Raw genomic sequence first — 1,969 nt, forward strand, 5'->3', positions numbered from 1 at the left:
GGCCTCGAAGGTCGACATGGTCCTGTCGGGACCGGTCCCCTGGCGCGACGCCCGGGTGCGGGACGCCGGGACCGTGCACCTGGGCGGTGACGCGGAGCAGATCGCGGCGGCCGAACGCGACGTGGCGGCGGGCCGTCACGCGGACCGGCCGATGGTCCTCGTCTCCCAACCGTGGGTGGTGGACCCGGGGAGGGTCGCCGCCGACGGACGACGACCCCTGTGGACGTACGCACACGTGCCCGCCTACTCCGAGCTGGACCAGACCGAGCAGGTCCTCCGCGCCCTGGAGGAGGTCGCTCCCGGCGTCCGCGACGTGGTGGTGTCGACCCGCTGTACGCCCGCGTCGCGGATGGGCCGACACAACGCGAACTACGAGGGCGGCGACATCGCCGCGGGCCGCGTCGACCTGCGCGGACTCATCGCCCGTCCGGTTCCACGGGCGGATCCCTTCGCGACCGGGGTCCCGGGGGTGTGGCACGCCTCCGGGTCCACGCCCCCCGGGCCCGGTGTCCACGGGATGGCGGGCCAGCACGTCGCCGAGCGGATCATCCGCGGTTGACGAACCCGCGCCCCGGCGGAGAGCCGACCTACTGGTAGGACACGAACCACGGCCGGGGTTCGACCGCCATGGTCTGCTCCGCGGTGAAGGTCGGCGTGTCCTCGTCGTAGAAGTTCTTCCAGGCCATCCAGATGTCCGGGGACAGCCCCTGCTGCAGGACCTCCCACGTCTCCAGCTTCATCTCCGGGGTGCCGTGCCCGTCGGCGTGGAGGGAGATCGCCACCTCGGGCCGTGAGGTGTCGATGTCCTCCCGGTCGGTGATCATCGCCAGGCTGAACTGGTGCAGGATGAGCAGCTTCTGTGGCCCCCCGGTGTCGCGGGTGAGATCGGCGAGCCAGTGCGTGACCCGGTTGATCTCCTCGGCGCTCGCACTGCCGATCTGGGCCCCCGGGCGTTGGCCGGGTTCGAGCTTCCACTCGGGGTCCAGCGCCAACCCCACGTTGGGCCGCCTGAGCAACTCCTCGAACAACCGCGCCTGGTCGAGGAGGTCCGCCATCCCGGGCTGCAGGTCGATCACCGCGTAGCCACCGGCCTCGGTGATCGCGTCGATGAGGGGCTCGAACTCCTCCGGCGCCCACTCGTTGGTGTAGTTGCCGTCCGCTCCGGGGGATGTGGAGGCGACGGTGGCGATGATCTCGAACGCGGGGATCACCGGCTCCGGTGAGTACGGCTGGTATTCCTCGACCAGTTGCCGCACCCGCTCCGCGCTCTCCTCCGGACCCTGCTCGCCGAGGATGCCGAGGGCCGGGGTGATCGGCGACCCGTATGCCGCCACGAAGCGCCGGCCCGGGAACAACAGCTGTCCCCCGCCGGGGAGCTGGGGGACGGAGCGGGCCTTCTCCACCCGGTCGGCCAGCTCGTCCTCGGTGCCCCATCCGGGCCCGAGGGCGATCACGGTGTCGGCGTCCATGACCGCCTCGACCGAGCCGCCGTCGACCCGCGGGTCCGGAGCCCGGAGGTGGGAGACGGCCGCTCCGCTCGAGACGGCGGTCGCCACCGCGGCCACCGGGGTCCGGTCGTACACGAGAACCCGCGGGGCCTCCTCCGCCGACCAGGCGGGTCCTCCCGCCGAGAACTCCTCGACATCCGACGCGGTGTCGCCGCCGGCGGTGAACTCCCCGACGACCATCAGCGACGGCGAACCCGGGGCCTGATGGACGGTGACGTCGTCCACGCGGTCGCCCGGGATCTCCTGCTCGGACTCGAACGTGATCCCGGTGAGCGACTCCAGCTCGGAGCGGTCCTCCGGGGCGTCGACCACCTCGCCGTCGTCGGGTGTGAACGTCACCTCGCCGACCCGCAGGACCCGCTCGGCGCCCATCCGGTCCAGCTCGCTCGCGAGGGCGTCGTCACCGCCGGCCACCGCGGTGAGCATCGGCGCGCGCAGCCCCACCGCCACGGACGCCGCGC

At 72.7% G+C, this 1,969-nt stretch carries 1 protein-coding gene and 1 pseudogene; one reads left to right on the plus strand and one right to left on the minus strand.

All coding sequences use genetic code 11. From position 1 onward, the window contains the following. Nucleotides 1–559, plus strand: a pseudogene (locus tag G6022_RS12440) (NAD(P)/FAD-dependent oxidoreductase); the annotation flags it as partial. Nucleotides 560–587: 28 nt separating this feature from the next. Here G6022_RS12440 and G6022_RS12445 read toward each other — a convergent pair. Continuing rightward, nucleotides 588–1,969, minus strand: a 1,382-nt coding sequence (locus tag G6022_RS12445) for a hypothetical protein (protein ID WP_182691662.1), incomplete at its 5' end; no start/stop codon positions are given.

Source organism: Dietzia sp. Cai40 (assembly GCF_014145165.1).
Lineage (GTDB): Bacteria > Actinomycetota > Actinomycetes > Mycobacteriales > Mycobacteriaceae > Dietzia > Dietzia natronolimnaea.